We start from the raw sequence: 20,231 nt of genomic DNA, 5'->3' as shown, positions 1-20,231 counted from the left end.
GCCAGCACCTGGCTGACCGCCTTGCCTTCACGCAACACTTCGGCTTCCAGGCTCACCGGCACGTCAACGGTCAGCGGCCCGACAAAGGTGATGGCCAGCGAACGCACCGGGCGATCTGCCGGCACAGCAGCGCGCATGGCTTCATACACCAGCATCGCCGCCAGCCCGCCAAAAACGGCACGGCCCTGCCCCATTCACCGGGCACCACGACGGCTTTGGGTTGCTGCGCACGGCCTGGATCAATTCGGAAAAAGTCATAGAAATCTCGTACAAGAAAAGGCGTACGTGATGGTAGGGGAAGTGGGCGCCAGGACGGAAGCGCCGCAATGTGCCGGTTTAGCCAATTGGGCGGGGAATTAGGACGGTGTGTGCGAGTCGCGGCTGAAAAGCATCGCGACTGAAGTCGCTCCTACAAGTAGAACTTCGCCAACCGCTCTAGCGCCGTATCCGATCGCTGCTCGGCCTTGGCCAACTCGCTTTGCCATTGCACCACCAACGGCGCCAGGTCGGCGTCGTGCTCAGCCTGGGCCACCATTGCAGGCGGTCATGCCAGGCCCCAAGCGCGTTTTGCGCGCGCTTCAGGGCTTGGATGTGCTTGGGCGAGATATCCACCAGCAGCGGATAGGTGTCGGCGCAGTAACGCACCCGCTTGATCAGGATGCGCAAGCGATGCCGGTCGTGCGCCGGGTCGGCCATGGCATCGCTCAGGCGTTGGCTTCCTTGCGCAATTGGCGCGTCACGTAGGTTTTTAGATGCTCCGGCGCATGCTCGTGCAACGACTGGCGAAAGAACGCCGGCCACAGGTCCAACGCTCGCTGCACGCGCAAGGCCTGGTGCTGTCGAGCAGCTCGCGGTACTGTGCGGGCAACACGGCTTGTCGGCTGGCCATTACGTGCTGCAACCCGCCATGACGCCGCAGCTCGGCCAACAGCACTTCACTATCGCGCACCGGGCTGCTGATGCGCCCCAGCTCGGCGGCTGCACTCACCAGCGGATCATGCTCAATCAATTTGCGAAACGGCCGCAGCAAACTGCGCAACTTACGCACCGCAATGCGCACATCGTGTAGCGCTTCGGGGTCGGTGTTGGCGGCCAGACGCTCACGGCAGGCGAACAGGTTGATCTGCAACTCCAGCACCCGGGCGACCACGGCATCGACAAATTCAGACATGGGCAAAAACCTTAGGCATCACGTGCGTTGTAACCAGCGTAAAGGCAGCGCGCGGCGCAAGGCGCGCAGCTGGCGTTGTAGGTGCTCAGGTGAGCGGGCGGCACCGCCGTAGCGTTGTGCCTCAAAGGCATCAGCGAAGGCGCGAATGTGCCCCATCTGGGCCGGTAGCGCCAGCTCGGCTCGCTGGGCAAATGCACGCGCGCCCTCCCCCGGTTGCCGGCGCACGCCATGGCGAGCCAGCAGGCGCTCGAAACGCTGGTACATCCGCTGCTGCACGTCGCGCTCGCGGCGCCAGGGCTTGAAGAGCCACAACGCGATCAGCAGCAACACGGCGCCACCGCCGCCCACCAGGCTGATCAGCAGGTCACGGGAATCCAGGCGACCAAACCATTTCTGCAACATTTCCAACTGCGTGCGCTGCTGATAGCCCAACACCCAGCGTTGCCAGCCGTCGTTGAGGTTTTCCCAGCTCAGGCGCAACTCGTTTAGCCAGCCAATATGGCGGTAGCGCAACAGCGATAGTGGCGAATCTTCCAGAAAACTCTGCTCGCTAGCCAACGCTTCCTCCAGCCCCAATTGGATACGTTCGGGCGCGACTTCGAACGTGGGGTCGGCACTGGTCCAGCCCACGCCTTCACGCCAATATTCAACCCAGGCGTGGGCATCGAACTGGCGCACCTGAATGTAATTGCCGGCCGGGTTCAGCTCGCCGCCCTGATAACCAGCCACTACCCGTGCCGGAATACCGGCCGCGCGCAGCACAAACGCCATGGCCCCAGCGTAGTGCTCGCAAAACCCGGCGCGGGTGCCGAACAGAAAATCATCGATGCTGTTCTCGCCCACGGCGGGCGGGCGCAAGGTGTAGGAATACGGTTCGTTGTGAAAATGCTGCAACAGCGCCTGCACCAGTGCCTGCGTATCGCCGTTCTGCGCCTTGAGTTGCTGCGCCCATTCGCGGCTGCGCGGGTTGCCTTCTGCCGGCAGTTGCAGCGCGCGCCGCAACATCGCCGGGCTTGCCTTGGGCTCACGCGCCGCCTGGGGCCAGGACGTAACGCTGTAGACCAGCGTCTGGTCCACCGGGGCGCCCCGTTCCAGGCGGAAGTCGCTCATCAGCCGGGTCAGTTCGAGATCGGTGGTCGCCACATCCAGGCCGAACAGCCACGGTTTGTTGCTGGGCTGCATGGTGATGCGGTACTGCAATGAATCACCGGTGGGGCTCCAAGCCGGCGCAGCGGCCCAGCGCACTTCCTGCGACTGCGACCAACGCCTGCCTTCAAACTTGTCCATGGTCAGCGCCCGCCAATATTGCTGGCTGCGCGGTGGCGGCCGTGCGGCGTCGAAGCTGGCGCGAAACGCCAGCGCATCGGAGCGGCTCAGCTCGGCAATATCATTGGGCGCCATGCTGTCGGACAGCCCCGTGACGGCGCGCTGGTCCGGCAACGGCAGCGACCACAGCGGACCGAAGCGCGGAAAGAACAAAAACAGCAATAGCATCAGCGGCAACGCCTGCACGAGCAAACTGCCAGCTAGCCGTAGCGGCGGCCACGGGCTGGGCAGCAGCGGGTTTTGCTGCAGGGCAATCAATGCCGCCAGCAGGCCCATCACCGGCAACAAAGTAAACGCCGCGGTGGTTAGCCGATCGTCAAACAGGTACACGGTCACCACGGTGAAGAAGCCGAGCAGAATCAGCACCAGTGCATCACGCCGGCTGCGCATTTCCACCAGCTTGAGAATAAACGCGGCAATCAGCAGCACCACGCCCGCGTCCAGGCCCACCAGACTGCCTCGCGACAAAAACACCCCGCCGACAATGCCCACCGTCAAACCCGACTTCAGCCAGGTAGCCGGAAACTGCGCGCGCATCCGGTAGATCTGCACCCGCCAGCCGGCGCACACCAGCCACAAGGCCACGATCCACAGCGGCAAATGCTCCAGGTGCGGAATGATCACCAGCACCTGCGCCACCAGCAGCCACAGCAGGCTGATACGCGGAATTGGCTGCACGGCGCTCATCGCTCAGCCTCCTGGCCATACAACGCCAGCGCGCGCAGGCAGGCTTCGCGGTGGGTTTCGCCGCTGTCCGGGCCCAGCACGACGCCGGGCAGGCGCAAGGCAAACGGCTGGTGGCGTTCAGACAAATTCAGTACCCAGTGACACAGCAGGGACAGGCGCATTTCGCTATCGCCCTGCAACTCGCCAAAGTCCAGCCACAGGTCGCGGCCGGCCAACGCGGCGAAGTCCTTGACCAGCAGGCCGTGGCCACGGGAATAGGCTTTCCAGTGCAGGCGCCGTTTCGAGTCCCCGGGTTGGTAGGCTTTCAAGCCCTGGTAATCATCGGCGCCCTGCCCCAGCACACGGGCGCCCTGGTCTTCCTCGTCATCGTCGCGCGCGCCGGCGGCCAGCGGCAGTTCACCTTCCAGCGGGCGCGGGTACACCAGCACCGCCTGGTCCAGGTCCACCAGGCTCCAGGCCACTAGAATGCCCAGAGGAAAACGGCTTTCCACCCGCAGGCGCCCTGGCCGCAACCAACCCCGGCGGCGGGCGGGCACGTTTAACTCGCATTCGGCCAAGCCATTGGCCGGCACATCGAAGCGCTGCAGTTCTTCCGGCGGCCAGCCCAGGGCAATGGATTGATGGGCGCGGCCATTGCTGGTGAGGCGGATGCGCAAGGTCGCCTGCTCGCCGACAAACACCGGCCTGCCGCCCGCGGCGTGCAGGGTCAGGCCGGCGAGATTGCGGTAGGTGTGCAAGATGGCGACGACAAACACCGCCGCCAGCAGAAACGTCAGGCCATAAGCAGGACTGTTCTGGTAGTTGATGCCCGCCATCAGCATCAGCAGCAAGGCCAGGCTGAAGGCCAGCCCAATGCGCGTAGGAATGATAAAAATCCGCCGCTGGGTGAGCAGCACGCTGGTCGCCGGCGGAATACGCCGTTGCAACCAGCGTTGCCAGCGCTGTTTAAGCAATGCCATCAGAGCGCCGGCACTTCGCGCAACAGCCATTGCACCAGAGTGCCGCCGCCGTGACCGGTCGGGTCAGCGCGCTCGCGCAAGCGGTGGCCTACCACCGAGGGCAGCACGGCTTGCACGTCCTCGGGAATCACATAGTCGCGCTGCGCCAGGAATGCCCAGGCCCGTGCAGCGGCCAGCAAGGCCAGGCTCGCGCGTGGCGACAGGCCCCAGGCAAATTGCGGCTGGGTGCGGGTGGCTTCCACCAGGCGCAGGATGTAGTCCACCAAGGCATCACTGGCACGCACCTTGGGTACTTCGGCCTGCAGTTCGGCGAGCTGTTGATGACTAAGCACGGCGTCCAATCGCGGCAACATTTCCCGCCGCGCTTCGCCGAGCAGCAAGGCCTTTTCCGCGGCTTTGGCGGGATAGCCCAGCGACAAGCGCATTAGAAAACGGTCGAGCTGCGACTCGGGCAACGCAAAGGTGCCGCCCTGGGAGACCGGGTTTTGTGTGGCAATTACAAGAAGGGTTCGGGCAATGGCCGGGTAGCGCCCTCGATGGTCACCTGGCCCTCCTCCATGGCTTCGAGCAAGGCGCTTTGGCTTTTCGGCGTGGCGCGGTTGATCTCGTCAGCCAACACCAGCTCGGCAAAGATCGGCCCGGGATGGAACACAAACAGGCCGCTGTCCTTGTCGAACACCGAGGTGCCGAGGATGTCGCCGGGCAACAGGTCGGAGGTGAATTGAATGCGTTGAAAGTTCAAACCCAGCACGTTGGCCAGGGCATGACTGAGGGTGGTTTTGCCCATGCCGGGCAAGTCTTCGATCAACAGATGGCCACGCGCCAACAGGCAGGTAAGCGCCAAGCGGACCTGCGGTTCCTTGCCCAGCAGAATCTGGTTGACCGCATCCAGGCAGGCGTCGAGTTTGGTATGCATGCATCACCCCTTTGTCCACGAACCCCGGATGCTACCGGGGTGAGGCACGATGGCAAAGGCTCGGTAACCTTTCCTGACGTATTTGCTACGGGGGTTGTGCGTCGTCACGCATTTGCACGCGGTCGAGCGTTGCGGACTACTCCCTGCCTGACTCGGTATCGCTTTCATCCGAAGGTTCCGAATCTTCCACCTGGATGGGATGGCTCGGCCAACCTCGGTAGTCATAGGCTGCGCCATAGTCATACAGCAAGGGGACGCCAGCATTGATCAATCGTTCGTTCATGAAGTAGATCAATTTGCTCCCAAGTATCGTGACCGTCAGATTGTTCTGCGCAGAGTCATCGCCTTTGTTGATCAGGCTGGAAATATTGCCTACACCATCGCCGAAGGCACTAATCAAGATGTTTTCGTTTTTGGTGCCGAACGTGTAATTGGCAAAGTTCATTCCTACCTTGGCAATCTCGGCATCAATGGCAGCACCGCTGAGTAACTTTCCAGCGTAAGGAGCCAAGACCGTAAAAGGCGGAATATCCTGAGCGGCCTTCACACCCCGCCCGATTCCCGGGACGTCTTCAACCTCCATCCAGCTTTCCATGTGCTCAGCTCGCTCGTTAGCGGACGTGCTCGCCAACCAGCGGGCCTGTTCGGCGATGGAGTCCTTGATGCGCTTTCTCTCCTCAAGCAACCTGCCGGTCCCGGCCTTCGCCGCATGGGCGTCTATTGCTTGCTTGGTAACGGCTCCAAAGGTCAGTTTCAGGCGGTCGAGCAACTCGGTCAGGCTGTCGCTCTGCTTGCTTTTTGTGGCGGTTGCAGCGCAGCGAGTAACACGTCTTCGCCGTTCTCGCCTTGTAGAATCGGCACCTTGTTGTCGATGCGATGGCGCAGTACCGGTGGCTCTTCCTTGACCGGCGCATCGGCCACCTGCGGGCTTGGGGTGCGCGCTGGCGTGGGGTCAGGTGAGGTTGCCGGCTCGGGTTTTATCCAGGGACGGAACAGATTTAACTGTTCTCCGCCCATATCGATCACATCCGGACTTTGAGCACGTGCCGCAGCAACTACAGGTACATCGACATCAGCGCGGCTTGCAGAGCTATCGCCGCTGTCCCTGCTGTCCGCCTCAAGTCGGATCAGCGGAGGCGCGGCAAGGTCAATAAAACCTTCGGTCTCAGGTGATTTGTGGGTCGTACCGGCGGCCGCGTTCGGGCTGGATAGCTGTCTTGCCAAACTTTGCAGGCCGGCGCTGGCTGTATACGTTTCTGAGGGCCTCCCAGGCACAAAATCTGCAGTGTCCATGCCTAGCAACTCGAATGATGGAAACGAATTTATTGATTTAGGAATCGATGGTTGTTTTAGCAGGACGCCGCTAGCTGATACATAGGGATTCAAATCGTTTGCCGAGTAATTGTATTGCTTGGCCAATAGTTTCATTTTCCCAGGCGTTTGCAGAGACCGAGGTGATTTCGCATAGAGCGTTGCAACTTGCAGCGGGGTTAGCTGCTCCTTTACCAGCGTCGGCTGCGGCAAGGGTAGGAAACTGGCCCCACCGACGGTTTTATTTGTATCGGGGAATGGGGTTATAAGATCAGGTCGCATCGACGCTATTTGCCTGGCCACTTTCTCATGGACATCCGCTGAACCAACTTTCCACTCGCCGTTGTTCGAAAGCCAATGGTTTATCGTGGATTTGTATACACGCTTCGTCAACGCAAAGTCCGCACGGCTGATTGTGGCCTGTTGTTCTGGACTTAATCGCCAGTACTGCAGCGCGGTCAGATAGCCAGGATTACCTTCCAATGCGTTTTTGAGGGTTCTGTACTGAAAAATCGCTCTATCGGTAGGCCCGACCATTTCGCGGAGACTTTCCATAGCGTTTTCTGCAAAATATTAGACGTTTGCCGCACCCACATTTCCAATTTTTCACGGTCAACCGAAACACCCGTGGACTTGAGCGGCCTTGTAATAACGTCGCTGTTATCCGAGAGGCTTAACACCACCGTAGGGAGGCCAGCTGGCTTATTGGAAGACGTCAGTATTTTTGTTGCCAACTGCTCTTTGATTTTTTCGTGATAGATATCCACCAGTCCTGGATCTTTACCAGCCAATTCGCCTGCCACCCACACTTTTTCATGGCTTGAGGGAGGCAAATAAGGCACGTTTTCAGCGAGGGACCCTGCGGTTGTCCGAACTTCGGCTGGAGGCGTATAGCCTGTAGGTGGTTGAACACTGGTTACAATGGTCTTGCTGACATCCGTGGCCGTCGCAATACTGCCTTGAGGTACGGAGGCGGGGGTATTCCCAGCGCAGTGGCTATTCTGTTGTGGACCTCTGGCGAGTGCTTCTTCCATATACCACTTTTCGTGATCCAATTTTTTATCCCTGTCGCCAGCACATTGTTCTCTTCCGCATACCGCTTGAAAGATATCCCCTTGCGCTGCTCAGGGGGCAATGCTGCATACTTCAAGGCCGCAAAGTAAGGACCTTCTCCGTTTCTTGCGGCCTCAATCGACGCTAAAAAACCCGTGACACTTGCTGCGGAAATGCCTCGACTTACCAAGTAGTGAGTGGCACTGCTCCGGTCAAAAATATCAGGCGTATTCAGAAGCCATTCATCAAGTGACTTGATGTTTTTTCGTTCATTGAAGTCAACTGACAATAAAATCCTCTGGCCCTCACTCTCTGAATACGTCACGTCCTTAATCACTTTAGCTAAGTTCTCATAACCAATTTTATTATCGTGCGCCAGCGCCGCGATCGAAATTTTTGACTTATCTTTGGCTACGCCCTCATGGTAACTATACGCCACGTCATAAATAGTCAGTCTGTTGTTGCTGTGCTGTTTTTGCAGTTGGCTAAAAGCTTTTTTAAAACCCTTCAGATTGCCGCGCTGTTCAAGCACATATTTTTTGGCACTTGCTTCACTCTTGTCCGTCGCTTGCGCGTTCCACCTCCATAGGGCCCATCCTGTGGATTGACTGTAATACGACAACGGAGAAGGCTTGGCGCTCGGTTCCGGTGGCTGATCGGTTGTAGTGCTCAAAGCGTCTGTATCGACTGGACGTTTTGCAGAAGTACTAAGATCCAGCGGCGCATCGACGTTTAACTGATCTTGCTCCGCCTGAGCCAGCCAGCGACGTTTGAGATTGACGGGTTTAAGTTGGGTTGGCGGCACCAATGGCGTTTGCGCAGCACCTGCGGGTGGAAAGCTTTGCGGGTTTTGCACATCGTCTTTGCCCAAAGCGTTTTCTGCATCGCCTCGGACAGATTGCTTGCGCCCATGTTCGTTCACCAACACCGGCGTCTCGTAGCCCTTCACCTGCGTCGTGGCGCCCTTCGCTTGCAGCAGCTTGCTCACCTCATTGACCAAGCTTGTGCCGTCCTGCGCACACGACGTTCCGCAGCCCGCCAGGGTCAGTTTGTCGTCCGCGGTCAGGCCGTCGGCTTTCAGGTTTTGCACCAGGTCGGTTAGCTGCTTGCCGTCCATACCGCCCAGGCGCGGTCCGTTCTGGTTCCGGGTGCCATGTCCTACGACTTCCACTTTGGTCGCGCCGCCAGGGTCTAACTTGCCCGTTATAACGCTGTGACCGCCATCGCCTGTAGGCTCCACCACGACGGTGTTTTCTGGGTGTTTATTCACCAGGTTTTGCACGGCCTTGTTTACGGTCGGGTCGCTGGTGTCGGTGTTAACGATTACGCGCTGATCGAAGACTGACTTGGTTCCGGGTGCGCTGGAACTATCTGAACTAAGCGACGTTTTTGGCGTTGCTACAACTATGCCCTCGGAAATGCTGGATGATCTCGGCCGATACCCATCAGGCCCGGTTTGGACACCATTTAGCGCCAATACTTTGTTATAGAAATTATTCTGCGCCTCGCTTGCGGGCTTACCCATGGCCGGAGAGGAATGACCTGGAGCTTTTTGGGCTAAATCAATTGAAGCAAGGGCAGCCTTATCAGTCAGCAATACAGTATCGGTCGCTCGATACTGCGAAGCGGACTTTGTAAATAAATAAAGGTCTCCAGGCATAGCCGGCTTTTTACGCGTGACGGCGCTCATCGCGGTACTGGCGTCGGGATCTGGTTGGTATTGCTTGGCGTTGTTCACACTCTCATGCGTACCCAGCATGACCTTTATGGAGTGGGGCTCAAACTGAAAAACACCCTTTATTTTTTTGGGGATTGGCGCCGTCAGTAACGAAGCAACATTAAATCTGGCTGAGCCGTTTTCGGTGGCAGAGAAAAATATCTTCCCTTTCGATTTTTCAGTCCATGTCTCCTTACGTATGTCACCAGTCCCCTTTGGCGATCTCGATCACCGGCACGCCATTGGGCGCGCTGATGACTTGAGTACGGTAGGACGACGTACTCGGGTCTATCACGATCTGCGCTGACGCCCAACCGGGCACGCCGGCCAGCAGCAATGAGAGCAGTAGCGGTTTGGTAGCCGTGGTGCCCTGTTGCTGCCCAGCCTTGCGCTGGGAGCGGGTGATTTCGGCGACGGGAATTAAACAGGCTAATGGCTTGCTGAAGATAAGGCGGAAACAGTGCTTGTTCATGACCGACTCCGTTCGTAAGGATGTCGGTCAACAATAAAAACATCGAATCAGCAGGCCTATAGGACCGCTCGGAGACTGAGTAGGGTTAACGCTGTTTACCGCTGCGATCTGTTGCTAAGACAAGACCTGCCAACAAACCCTCTGTTGGCTGGCGAACTAACCGTCCCTTAACGCAACCGTTCCAGCATTTGGTAGTACCACATCCCCACCGCCAGCATCTGATTGCCCGCCCACTCCCCGAACGGCAAGCGGATATGGCTGCAGCCGGCGAAGGTGTCGAACTTTTCCAGCGAGCCAGTCACGGCGTTGGCCATGATCTCACCGACGATATGGGTGGTGGCCACGCCATGGCCCGAGTAGCCCTGGGCGTACCAGACGTTCTTCGACAGCTTGCCCAGCTGCGGAATCCGGTTGATCACGATGCCCATCATGCCGCTCCACTGGAACTCGATTTCCACCCCTTTCAAACGCGGGAACGTGTGCTCTATGCCCGGCCGCAGCTCGCCGGCGATGTCTCGCGACTCGCGCCCGGAGTAGTTGGCGCCGCCGCCGAACAGCAGACGTTTGTCGGCGGTCATGCGGTAGTAGTCGAGCACGAAGCGACAGTCGTAGACCGCCAGGTCCTGCGGGTTGAGCTTGGCGGCCACTTCTTCGCCCAGCGGTTTGGTAACGACGATGCCGCCGGAGGCCGGGAAAATCTTGCCGGCCATTTTGCGTTTTTCCAGGCGATGGTAGGCGTTGCCGGCGAGTATCACCGAGTTGGCCACTACCCGCCCGTGCTCGGTCACCACCACCGGCAGGTCGCCGTGAATGATGTCCACCACCGGGGAGTTTTCGAATACCAACGTACCGAGGCTCTCGGCAGCACGCACTTCCCCCAGGCACAGGTTCAGAGAGTGCAGGTGCATGTTGCGTTTGTTGAGCAGCGCACCGTGGTAGATGTTGGTTTCCAGCAGGCTGGGCATCTCTGCCGCGTCGACAATGCGCACGTCATCGCCCATGCCGCGGCGTACCGCTTCGTCGTAGTTGGCCTTCAGGCCTTCCATATGGCTGGGCTTGTAGGCGGCATGCAGGTGACCATGCTTGAGGTCGCACTGAATGTTGTATTTCTCCACGCGCTTTTTGATGATTTCGTGGCCGCGCCAGCGCAGGTTCCAGATGAAGTCGTCGACGTCATCGCCGAGCTTGGCGCGCATCTGTTTGCGCATGGCTTCATCGCCGGACAGGCTGCCGGTGACCTGCCCGCCATTCCGGCCGGTGGCGCCCCAGCCGATTTTCTTGGCTTCGATAATCGCCACTTTCAGGCCGCGCTCGGCCAGTTCGAGGGCGGTAGAAACGCCGGTAAATCCGCCGCCGATAATGGCCACGTCTACCCGTACTTCGCCTTCGAGGCGTGGGTAGCTGGTTTCTTCATTCAGCGTGGCGGTGTAGTAGGAATTGCTGCGTTGCGAAGTCATAGGGTTATCCAGAATCTGCCGGCCACCGTCGTTGTCGTACGGGGCCGGGGGCTATCAAAAATACTCAGGCCTGTTGCAGGTACCAGCGCCAGTCTTGCTCACCGACCTCACCCATAAACTGGCGGTATTCGGCGTTTTTTACCGCGAGGAATACCCGCAGAAAATCTTCACCGAGGGCATCACGTGCCCAAGCGGATTTCTCCAACGCGCGCAGCGTGGTCAACCAATCGGTGGGCAGCACCTCGGTGGCCTGGGCGTACCCATTGCCTTCAATCGGCGCGCCCGGATCGAGCTGCTCGCGAATGCCACGATGAATACCGGCCAGAATTGCCGCCGCCGCCAGATAGGGGTTGGCATCGGCGCCGCAGATGCGGTGTTCGATATGCCGGCTATTGGCCGGGCCGCCTGGTACACGCAGGCTCACGGTGCGGTTATCCACGCCCCAGGTCGGCGCCAGCGGCGCGTAACTGTTGGCCTGAAAGCGGCGATAAGAGTTAGCGTTCGGGCAGAAAAACAGCAGCGAATCCAGCAGGGTCGACAGCATGCCGCCCACCGCCTGTTTAAGTAGCGACGTGCCTTCCGGTGCTTCGCTGGCGAACAGGTTATTGCCCGCTTTGTCGGCCAGGCTCACGTGCATATGCATGCCGGTGCCGGCGATATGGTCGAAGGGCTTGGCCATAAAGCAGGCAGTCATGCCGTGTTTGTGCGCCACGCCTTTGACCAGGCGTTTGTAGCGCACCGCTTCGTCCATCGCTTGCAGGGCGTCGGTGCGGTGTTCCAAGGTGATTTCCACCTGGCCGGGGGCGTATTCGGAGATTGCCGTGCGCGCAGGAATGCCCTGGGCTTTGCAGGCGGCATAGAGGTCGGCGAGGAACGGTTCGATCTGTTCCAGCTCGCGCAAACCATAAACCTGGGTGCTGTAAGGGCGACCGCCGTCGGCATCCAGCGCCGGTTGTGGGCGACCGTGGGCGTCGCGTTTCTGGTCCAGCAGGTAGAACTCCAGCTCGGCGGCCATCACCGGGTAGTAGCCGTCGGCTTGCAGTTCGTTGATGACTTTCTCCAGCAAGCGGCGCGGGTCGGCAATCGCCGCCGGCATGCCCTCCTCGCTATGCATGCTGACTTGCACGGCGGCAGTCGGCATCAGGCGCCACGGCAACCGGGTCAGGCTGCCGGCAACTGGGTAAGCGCGGCAGTCGATATCGCCCACATCCCACACCAGCCCGGAATTTTCCACGTCATCGCCGTTGATGGTCAGGCCCAGGATGGTGCTGGGCAGCGGCCGGCCGGTTTCGTACACGGCCAGCAGCTCATCGCGGTGCAGCAACTTGCCGCGCGGCACGCCATTGTTGTCGATGATAAAGAGCTCGAACGCCTCGATATCAGGGTTCTGTTCAAGAAAATCGCGGGCTACTTGCGGATCGGCAAAACTCATGGGGCTTCTCTCTTTTTGCGTCCACTACCAAGGCAGCGGACAAACAACCGCGCACAGACGAACAGCCATCAAGGCGTCGTGCGATGTAAGCGGCTATGCAGGAAACGTGCAGAGGCACGTCAGCAGGCGCAGGGCCTGATCAGAGAAAAGCGGCGTCTGGCGGACGGGCATGGCGGCAGTGCCACAAGGCCCAGAAAGCCAATTCGATGGGAAGCGAGGTGCTCAATAGAAAGGCTCTGTAAACAGATGCTTAGCAGAGTCACACAAGGGCGATGATGGCTTAAATTCAAATCTGACTATGTTTAGTTTCAGTGTTGGTAAACATTGGTGCGCACTACGGTAAATCCTTGCGCACCACGGCCTGCTCTTCAATGCGGTCGGCTTCGAACAGGTTCGCAAGCTCTGCGCGGGCCTCACGGGCCGTTTGAATAACCGCCGCCGCATCGTTGTAAACCAGATGCTGTTGGCGAAGCACTTCTTCGTCGTGGTGTTGAAAACGGCGAATTCGTGATTTGGCTTGATCATGGCTCAGGCCCAGTTGCAGCAGAATCAACCGGCTCATTTCCAGGCTGGAATGGAAGGTTTCACGCACCGCCGTGGCCTCAAGGTCCATCAAATGGTGCACGTGCTGGCGGTTGCGCGCGCGGGCGATCACTTTGATATGCGGATACAGCTTGCGCACCAGGCGGGCAGTTTCGATATTGGTCTCGGGGTTATCGGTAGCCACGATAAACAGCTCGGCCTTGTCGACATGGGCGGCATGCAGAATTTCCGGGCGCAGCGGGTCGCCGTAGAAAATCGACATACTGCCGAGCTTGCGCTGCTGCTCAATGCTTTCCACCGAGGTATCCAGCGCCACAAACGGCACCCGCTGGGCGCGCAACACACGGGCGACGATCTGCCCCATACGGCCCATGCCGGCGATCACCACGCGCGGCGCATCGGCATCGAACTGGCGGTACTCCTCTGGCGGTTCACGCTCGGCGACCGGCTGCGGCCTGAACAGTTTGCCGAGCGCCAGCAACAGGAGCGGCGTGAGTGCCATCGACAAGGTGATCGACAGCACCACCAGCCCCAGCAAGCGTTCGGTGAACAGGCCGTGCTGGTGCGCCATCTTGAACACCACAAAGGCGAATTCGCCGCCGGACGCCAGCACCACCGCAAGAGCCAGGGCCGAGCGCCGGTCCAGCTCTCCGAGCCAGCGGCCGATGGCGAACAGCAAGGGCAACTTGGCGCTCACCAGAATCAGGGTAAAGCCGAGCACCATCCAGGGTTCGCTCAACAGCAGGCCGAAGTCGGCCGTCATACCCACACTCATAAAGAACAGGCCCAGCAGCAGGCCTTTGAACGGCTCGATTTGCGCCTCCAGCTCGTGGCGATACTCGGAATCGGCCAGCAACAACCCAGCCAGAAAAGCGCCGAGCGCCATGGACACCCCCGCCAATTCCATCAGCCACGCCGTGCCAAGCACCACCAGCAAGGCCGTGGCCGTGGACACTTCACGCAGCCCGGTTTTGGCCACCACGCGAAAAATCGGCCGCAGCAGATACCGTCCGCCGATCACGACAATGGCGATGCTTATGACGATCTTGGCGACCTGGCAGACTTCATCGCCGGCCGACGTGCCCTGTTGGGCGCTGCCGAGCATGGAATCAAGGCAATCAGCGGAATGGCCGCGATGTCCTGGAATAAGAGAATGGCGAAGGCCAGACGGCCGTGAGGTTTGGAGAGCTCCTTGCGCTCGGCAAGGATTTGCAGGCCAAACGCGGTAGACGAGAGCGCCAGGCCCAGGCCGAGAATCAGCGCGCTATTCCACGGCTGATCGAACATGGTGTAGGCAATGCCACCGATCAACAGCCCGCACACCAGCACTTGTGCCAGCCCTACGCCAAACACCGATCTGCGCATTACCCACAAACGCCGGGGCGACAGTTCCAGGCCGATGATAAACAGGAGCAGCACCACGCCCAGCTCGGAAATCTGCGCCACGCTTTGTGGCTGACCGATCAGGCCCAGCACCGAGGGGCCAATCAGCACGCCAGCGAGCAGATAGCCCAAAACCGAGCCCAACTGCAGCCGCTTGGCCAACGGTACGACCAGCACGGCCGCCAGGAGGAACACCACTCCCGACTGTAGAAAACTATCGCCATGCTCCATGCCCGTACTCCGTTGGTGGTGAAAGGCTGGGGATTATCGGTAAAAACGGCTGCAGGTGCACGGTGGCATGTGCGCACTTGGCATTCGTCTTGGGATTTAAAAGCATCGAGGCTCAAGCCTCTCCCACAGGAAATCGTGTCCCTTGTGGGCGAGGCTTCAGCCTCGATTCCTGCAAACACCGGGCTTCAGCGAGGCATAAAAAAACCCGGCCGGAGCCGGGTTTTTCTAGAGCAGCGGGCTAATTACTTAGCCTGAGCTTCCACTTCAGCTTCTACGCGACGGTTAACAGCGCGGCCCGCTTCGGTGGCGTTATCCGCAACCGGTTTGGATTCGCCGTAGCCGACAGCGTTAACACGCTCGCCACCTACACCGTACTGGTTAACCAGCACTTCACGAACGGCGTTGGCACGACGCTCGGACAGTTTTTGGTTGTAAGCGTCAGTACCAACGGAGTCGGTGTGACCTTCAACAGTGGTGGAAGTCGCTGGGTATTGCTTCATGAAGTCAGCCAGGTTTTTGATGTCGCCATAGCTTTCTTCTTTGACTTTCGATTTGTCGAAGTCGAATTTCACGTCCAGTTCAACGCGAACTACTTCAGCAACGGCTGGGCAGCCATCAGCATCTACGGTTACGTTGGCAGCAGTGCCTGGGCACTTGTCGACGTTGTCGCACACGCCATCGTTGTCGCTGTCGGAGCACACTTCAGGCGCGGCGGCCGGAGCTGGCTCGGCGGCTTTCTTGCCACCACCGAAGTTCACACCGATACCGACGCTTGGCGCCCACTCGGTGTCGCCTTGGTCGATGTTGTACTGAGCTTCAACGCCAGCACGGGCGTAGAAGTTTTCAGTGAAATACAGTTTGGCGCCGCCACCGACGTTGGCGAAGGTGGAGCGGTTACGACCACCGCTGCCATTCTGGGCGATGCTCTGGTCGGAGAAACCGGCCGAGAGATAAGGGCGCAGGGTGTCGCCGGGGCGTTGAAGTGGAACAGGGCATCAAGGGCTGCGTTAGCGCCTTTGACGTTTTGGCCGTCTTCAGTAACGGCGTTGTGAACTTCGTCGTAAGCCAGTCGCAGCTCTACGTCGTCAGTCAGAAAGTAGCCAATGGAGCCACCGAACAGATTCCCGTCATTTTTGAAATCACGTTGGCTGTCGAAGTATTCCTTTTTGGCAAAGCCTTCAATCTCAACCGCACCTTGGCCTTGAGCCAACGCTTGGAAGAGCTGGCGGCGATCAGCGAACCGATTACAACGCCTAAGGTGTTTTGCAATTTCATCCGTAAATTCCCCATATAGATTGTGCGCAGATTAACGATGCGATTAATCGACTAGGACAACGTAGTAGAGAAATTCCACTGCCGCTAACCGAGTCAAATAAATATTTCCGAGCTGGCCCTACGCCAGCTGTGGCCTCTAGCTTGCTCAACTGAGATATCGGCGAATTTATTTCAGTTCAATAATAAATTTCACGTTTTTTTGACATCCCCTTCCAACCCCCCATTTAAGTGGCCGTGCAACCAAATCGCCACACCTAAGCTAATAACCAAATAGTATTTATTTTTTATTTCTTAGAACCATTATTCTCCTCTCCACCGGACGACCGGACCGCTGTTTCTTCTATCACCCGTCCAGTGGTCCGCCCGCTCTATCGCGCGCTGCGGAGCCCGTTGAGGAGTATAAAAATGAAAGCGCTCACCCCGCTCCGTCTGCTGGCAGCGTTGGCCTTCAGTGGCTTTGCCATCAGCACTCAAGCTGCCGATTTCACCGTTGCCTACCAAACCACCGTCGACCCGGCCAAAGTGGCCCAGGCCGATGGCGCCTATGAAAAGGCCAGCAATAGCAAAATTGATTGGCGCAAATTCGACAGCGGTGCCGAAGTCATCACTGCCGTCGCCTCGGGCGATGTACAGATCGGCTATGTAGGTTCGAGCCCGCTGGCCGCCGCCGCCACTCGTCAGTTGCCGGTAGAAACCTTTCTGATTGCCACCCAGATCGGCGCCGCCGAAGCCCTGGTAGCCCGTAACGGCTCCGGCATCAACTCCCCGCAAGACCTGATCGGCAAGAAAGTTGCCGTGCCATTCGTTTCCACCGGCCACTACAGCCTGCTGGCTGCGCTGAAGCACTGGAACATCGATCCAGAAAGTCGAGATCGTTAACCTGGCACCACCAGCCATCATCGCCGCCTGGCAGCGTGGCGACATCGACGCCACCTACGTTGGGACCCAGCACTGGGCAAGGCTAAAGAGAACGGCAAAGTGCTGATCACCTCGGGCGAGCTGAGCAACTCGGCGCACCAACCTTCGACGCCTGGATCGTGCGCAAAGACTTCGCCGAAAAACACCCGGAAATCGTCAGCGCGTTCGCCAAAACCACCCTCGACGCCTACGCCGCCTACCGCAAAGACCCGAAAGCCTGGCTGGCCAACAAAGACAACGTCGCCAAGGTCGTAAAACTCTCCGGCGCCAAAGCTGAAGACGTTCCAGTGCTGTTGGAAGGCAACGTGTTCCCGCTGGTGGGTGACCAAGTCACCGCTCTGGGCGAACCGACCACCAAGGCCATCACCAACACCGCCGGCTTCCTCAAGGAGCAAGGCAAGGTAGACGCAGTACTGGCGGACTACTCGCCGTACGTCAGCAACAAGTTCGTCAAATAAGCCGATTGAACCTCAAACCCTGGTGGCCCGCGCCATCAGGGTTACTCCGTTGGAGCACGACCATGAGCCTGTCCTTTTCCCGCCGCCTGTTGGCCACCCTGTGATCGCCGGCTGAGCGTTTCTGCTCAAGCACAAGACATCATCATCGGCTACCAAACCGGTATCGACCCAGCAAAGTGCCGCAAGCCAACGGCGGTTATGAAAAAGCCATCGGTGAAAAACTCGACTGGCGCAAATTCAACAGCGGTGCCGAAGTGGTCACCGCCATCGCCTCCGGTGATGTGCAGATCGGCAACCTCGGCTCCAGCCCACTCGCTGCCGCCGCCACCCGCGGCCTGCCCATCGTGACCTTCGTGGTCGCCGCGCAGATCAACTCGGCGAAGCCCTGGTGGTGCGCAACGGCAGCAAGATTACAAACCCGAAGACTGATCGGCAAAACCATCGCCACCCCATTTGTGTCGACCTCCCACTACAGCCTGCTCGGCGCGCTGAAGCACTGGAACATCGACCCTACCAAAGTAAAGTCGTGAACCTCACCCGGCGCAAATCACCGCAGCCTGGAAACGTGGCGATATCGACGGCGCATTCGTGTGGTCGCCTGCACTGGGCGAAATCAAGAAAGACGGCAAGGTTATCACCGATGCCGCCGAAGTTGGCGCCTGGGGCGCACCGACCTTCGAAGTGTGGGTAGCGCGCAAAGATTCGCCGAGAAGCATCCTGAAGTGCTGGCCAAGTTCGCCAAGGTGAGCATCGACGCGTACACCGCCTACAACGCCAACAAGGCCGCGTGGACGGCTGACTCCGCTCAGGTAAAAGAAATCGCCCGTCTGACCCGCCAACGCCGCCGACGTACCGGAACTGCTGGCCGGCTCCACCTTCCCGGAAAGCGCCGAGCAGAAAAACCTGCTCAACGGCCAGACCGCCAAAGACATCGCCCGCCACCGCCGTTTTCCTCAAGGAACAAGGCAAGGCCGATGGCGTGTTGGCGGATTACACGCCGTATGTGAGCAGCAAGTTCGTTCAGTAAACCCATGTGCCCTTTCCTGGATTCCCGCCTACGCGGGAATGACGGTGAAAGTGGCGAAAAGCACCGTCGTCCCGCGCAGGCGGGGACCCAGAATTTCGGAACAAACGAGAGCGAGACAACCCGATGGCCTTATTAGAACTGGAGCGCATCAGCGCACAGTACCCGGGCACTAGCGCACCGGTGCTGGCCGATATTTCCCTGACCCTCGGGCCGCAGCAATTGCTGGTGGCCCTCGGTCCGTCGGGCAGCGGCAAAACCTCGCTGCTCAACCTGATTGCCGGCTTCGTTGCCCCGAGCAGCGGCCGTATCACCCTAGACGGCGTGCCCGTAAAAGGCCCGAGCGCCGAGCGCGGCGTGGTGTTTCAAGACGACGCCCTGCTGCCCTGGCAGAACGTGCTGATAACGTCGCCTTCGGCCTGCAACTGGCCGGTGTCGCCCGCCCGGTACGCGAGGCCAAAGCGCGCGAGATGCTCGCCCTGGTCGACCTGGCGGCTTTGAACAACGCCAGGTCTGGCAATTGTCTGGCGGGCAAAGCAGCGTGTAGGCCTGGCCCGCGCCCTGGCCGCCGACCCGCGCGTACTGCTGAGGGACGAACCCTTCGGCGCCTCGACGCCTTTACCCGCGAGCAGATGCAAGAGCTGCTGCTGCAGGTGTGGCAACGCAGCGCCAAGCCGGTATTTCTGATTACCCACGACATCGAAGAAGCGGTGTTTCTCGCCACCGATTTGGTACTGCTGGCGCCGAATCCGGGGCAGATCGTCGAACGCCTGAAGCTGGACTTCGGCCAGCGCTATGGCCGCTGGTGAACCGGCCCGCGCCATCAAGTCTGACCCGCGTTTTATCGAAACCCGCGAACACGTGCTCGCGCAGGTGTTTTCCCAACGGTTGGCGTTACAAGCGGAGGCACGCGTATGAGCAGCTATGAAGCCACTCTGAACACTGGCAAGCCAGCAGCAGCGACGTGCTCGGCGACCTGCCCAGCGTCCCCGCCCAACGCGCGACCGTCAGCACCCGTGTCATCAGCGCCCTCACCCTCGGCACCTGGCGCCGTGTGGTGGGCGGTGACGGCCCTTGGCCTGATCGAACCGCTGTTTCTGCCGCCGCCGTCCGCTGTGCTGCAAAAAGGCTGGCTGCTGGTGACCACCGGCTATATGAATCCACCGCTGTGGCAGCACCTGGGCGCAAGCTGGCCGTATCGGCCTGGCGTTGCTGATTGCCGTGGTGACCGCCATTCCGGTGGGCATCGCATCGGCCGCAACCGCATTGCCCAAGGCATTCTCGACCCGTGATCGAGTTCTACCGCCCTATTCCACCGCTGGCTTATCTGCCGCTGATCGTGATCTGGTGCGGCATCGGCGAGCTGTCGAAAGTGCTGCTGATTTACTTGGCTATCTTCGCGCCTATCGCCATTGCTACTGCCACGGCGTGCGCACTGTCGACCCGGCCAAACTGCGTGCGGCGCAGTCGTTGGGCGCCAGCCGTAGCCAGCTGATTCGCCATGTGATTTTGCCGAGCGCCCTGCCCGACATTCTGACCGGCGTACGCATTGGTCTGGGGGTTGGCTGGTCGACGTTGGTTGCTGGGAGCTGATCGCGGCCACCAGCGGCCTGGGCTTTATGGTGCAGTCGGCGGCGCAGTTTCTGGTCACCGATGTGGTGATTCTCGGGATTCTGGTGATCGCCGTAATCGCCTTTGCACTTGAGATGAGTCTGCGCGCTTTACAGCGCCGTCTTGTCCCTTGGCACGGCCAGTCCCACTAGTTTTTTTTCAATGACGCGCCGGCCACGACCGGCGCGCATTCACCCCCTTGCGCTGCATCCACTGCCACGTATGAGAAAGACCATGAGCCTGCATATCACCCCTGAGTTCCGCCCTGGGCGCCCAGGTTGAAGGCA

Annotated in this window: 13 protein-coding genes and 8 pseudogenes; 5 read left to right on the top strand and 16 right to left on the bottom strand. The window is 59.5% G+C overall.

What is annotated here, in order from left to right; all coding sequences use genetic code 11:
- From AC0V2S_RS26425 to AC0V2S_RS26350, 16 genes and pseudogenes are all read right to left on the bottom strand, one after another.
- A pseudogene (locus AC0V2S_RS26425) lies at nt 1-258 on the bottom strand (acyl-CoA thioesterase domain-containing protein); the annotation flags it as partial.
- 151 nt (nt 259-409) lie between these two features.
- On the bottom strand, nt 410-535 hold the full coding sequence (locus AC0V2S_RS26420; protein WP_475512305.1) for a hypothetical protein: 126 nt from the start codon (nt 533-535) through the stop codon (nt 410-412).
- A gap of 50 nt (nt 536-585) precedes the next feature.
- A pseudogene (locus tag AC0V2S_RS26415) lies at nt 586-801 on the bottom strand (hypothetical protein); the annotation flags it as partial.
- Nucleotides 749-1,171, bottom strand: coding sequence for a CHAD domain-containing protein (locus AC0V2S_RS26410; RefSeq protein WP_475512302.1), 423 nt, complete (start codon nt 1,169-1,171; stop codon nt 749-751). The gene AC0V2S_RS26410 and the pseudogene AC0V2S_RS26415, both read right to left, overlap by 53 nt.
- Before the next feature lie 18 nt (nt 1,172-1,189).
- Complete coding sequence (locus AC0V2S_RS26405) at nt 1,190-3,184, bottom strand: transglutaminase TgpA family protein (RefSeq protein WP_475512301.1); 1,995 nt, start codon at nt 3,182-3,184, stop codon at nt 1,190-1,192.
- Nucleotides 3,181-4,146 carry a DUF58 domain-containing protein gene (locus tag AC0V2S_RS26400; protein ID WP_475512304.1) on the bottom strand — a complete coding sequence of 322 codons (966 nt, stop codon included), beginning with the start codon at nt 4,144-4,146 and terminating at the stop codon, nt 3,181-3,183. The genes AC0V2S_RS26405 and AC0V2S_RS26400 overlap by 4 nt, the downstream gene beginning before the upstream one ends.
- Nucleotides 4,143-4,598 (bottom strand): AAA family ATPase, encoded by a 456-nt coding sequence (locus AC0V2S_RS26395; RefSeq protein ID WP_475512303.1) that lies wholly within the window; start codon nt 4,596-4,598, stop codon nt 4,143-4,145. Before AC0V2S_RS26395 ends, AC0V2S_RS26400 begins: the two co-directional genes overlap by 4 nt.
- A gap of 27 nt (nt 4,599-4,625) precedes the next feature.
- Nucleotides 4,626-4,930: pseudogene (locus tag AC0V2S_RS26390) on the bottom strand (AAA family ATPase); the annotation flags it as partial.
- A 265-nt stretch (nt 4,931-5,195) separates the two neighbouring features.
- On the bottom strand, nt 5,196-5,828 hold the full coding sequence (locus tag AC0V2S_RS26385; RefSeq protein ID WP_475512300.1) for an SET domain-containing protein: 633 nt from the start codon (nt 5,826-5,828) through the stop codon (nt 5,196-5,198).
- Between the two features lie 5 nt (nt 5,829-5,833).
- Nucleotides 5,834-6,925 (bottom strand): hypothetical protein, encoded by a 1,092-nt coding sequence (locus tag AC0V2S_RS26380; RefSeq protein ID WP_475512299.1) that lies wholly within the window; start codon nt 6,923-6,925, stop codon nt 5,834-5,836.
- A gap of 361 nt (nt 6,926-7,286) precedes the next feature.
- A complete protein-coding gene (locus AC0V2S_RS26375; protein ID WP_475512298.1) occupies nt 7,287-9,161 on the bottom strand; it encodes a C80 family cysteine peptidase in 1,875 nt (624 codons plus the stop codon).
- Nucleotides 9,162-9,342: 181 nt separating this feature from the next.
- Nucleotides 9,343-9,612 carry an ESPR-type extended signal peptide-containing protein gene (locus tag AC0V2S_RS26370; RefSeq protein WP_475512297.1) on the bottom strand — a complete coding sequence of 90 codons (270 nt, stop codon included), beginning with the start codon at nt 9,610-9,612 and terminating at the stop codon, nt 9,343-9,345.
- A gap of 167 nt (nt 9,613-9,779) precedes the next feature.
- Nucleotides 9,780-11,069, bottom strand: a complete 1,290-nt coding sequence (locus tag AC0V2S_RS26365) for an NAD(P)/FAD-dependent oxidoreductase (RefSeq protein WP_475512296.1) — start codon at nt 11,067-11,069, stop codon at nt 9,780-9,782.
- 64 nt (nt 11,070-11,133) lie between these two features.
- Nucleotides 11,134-12,501, bottom strand: coding sequence for a glutamine synthetase family protein (locus AC0V2S_RS26360; protein ID WP_475512295.1), 1,368 nt, complete (start codon nt 12,499-12,501; stop codon nt 11,134-11,136).
- Nucleotides 12,502-12,835: 334 nt separating this feature from the next.
- Nucleotides 12,836-14,658 (bottom strand): annotated as a pseudogene (locus AC0V2S_RS26355) (monovalent cation:proton antiporter-2 (CPA2) family protein).
- A 242-nt stretch (nt 14,659-14,900) separates the two neighbouring features.
- A pseudogene (locus AC0V2S_RS26350) lies at nt 14,901-15,933 on the bottom strand (OmpA family protein).
- A gap of 405 nt (nt 15,934-16,338) precedes the next feature.
- On the opposite strand from AC0V2S_RS26350, the pseudogene tauA reads away from it, so the two are divergent.
- From tauA to tauC, 5 genes and pseudogenes are all read left to right on the top strand, one after another.
- A pseudogene (gene tauA, locus AC0V2S_RS26345) lies at nt 16,339-17,309 on the top strand (taurine ABC transporter substrate-binding protein).
- A gap of 176 nt (nt 17,310-17,485) precedes the next feature.
- Nucleotides 17,486-17,839 (top strand): ABC transporter substrate-binding protein, encoded by a 354-nt coding sequence (locus tag AC0V2S_RS26340; RefSeq protein ID WP_475512294.1) that lies wholly within the window; start codon nt 17,486-17,488, stop codon nt 17,837-17,839.
- Between the two features lie 58 nt (nt 17,840-17,897).
- Complete coding sequence (locus tag AC0V2S_RS26335; protein ID WP_475512293.1) at nt 17,898-18,056, top strand: hypothetical protein; 159 nt, start codon at nt 17,898-17,900, stop codon at nt 18,054-18,056.
- 403 nt (nt 18,057-18,459) lie between these two features.
- A pseudogene (tauB, locus tag AC0V2S_RS26330) lies at nt 18,460-19,251 on the top strand (taurine ABC transporter ATP-binding subunit).
- A 46-nt stretch (nt 19,252-19,297) separates the two neighbouring features.
- Nucleotides 19,298-20,096 (top strand): annotated as a pseudogene (tauC, locus tag AC0V2S_RS26325) (taurine ABC transporter permease TauC).
- Nucleotides 20,097-20,231: the final 135 nt, after the last annotated feature.

It is taken from the genome of Pseudomonas sp. CC11G, assembly GCF_056174845.1.
The sequence above is the reverse complement of the archived record's forward strand: the minus strand, read 5'-3'. Positions and strand labels throughout refer to the sequence as shown.